The organism is Intrasporangium sp. Soil_C_50 (genome assembly GCF_057656595.1).
This window is the reverse complement of the sequence record NZ_JBDGKB010000034.1, coordinates 1-497: the sequence shown is the minus strand read 5'-3', so window position 1 is coordinate 497 and position 497 is coordinate 1. Positions and strand designations below refer to the sequence as shown.

General features: G+C 71.2%; 1 protein-coding gene. It reads right to left on the bottom strand.

The window, feature by feature from the left end; all coding sequences use genetic code 11:
• Window positions 1-497, bottom strand: a 497-nt coding sequence (locus AC3A5R_RS23100; protein WP_487623118.1) for a transposase, incomplete at both ends; no start/stop codon positions are given.

The following is a 497-nucleotide window of genomic DNA, read 5'->3' as shown; positions in this document are numbered from 1 at the left end:
TGGTAGGTGTCGCTGGCCCAGGCGTTGGCGCGTGGGGTGTCTTGTGCCCAGTCGACCAGGGCTGCGCGGAGCTGCTTGTTGCAGCCGCGGCGGTAGCTCACGGTGCGGTGCTTGCCAGAGGCTCGGGTCGAGGGAGCGACACCGGCTGCAGCCGCGAGTGCTGGCGCGTCGGGGAACCGGGCGCGGCAGTCGCCGATCTCGGCCAGCAGGGTTGCGGCGCGGATGACACCGGCTCGGGGCAGCGACTGGAAGATCGGTCCGTCGGGGTGGGTCAGGAGCGCTTCGCGGATTCGATGCTCGAGCGCGTCCTGCTGGGTGCGCAGTTCGGTGAGCACGTCGACGAGCGTCGTCACGATCACCTCGGAGGCCTCCGCGGCTGCGCCGATGGTTCGGCCTTGGGCGGCTGTGGTGAGGTGGTCGACGAGTCGCCGCGGGGTGTGCCGACCGCAGTAGCTGTTGGCGGTGAGCCAGTGCGCCATCCTCAGCTCGCCGCCGCC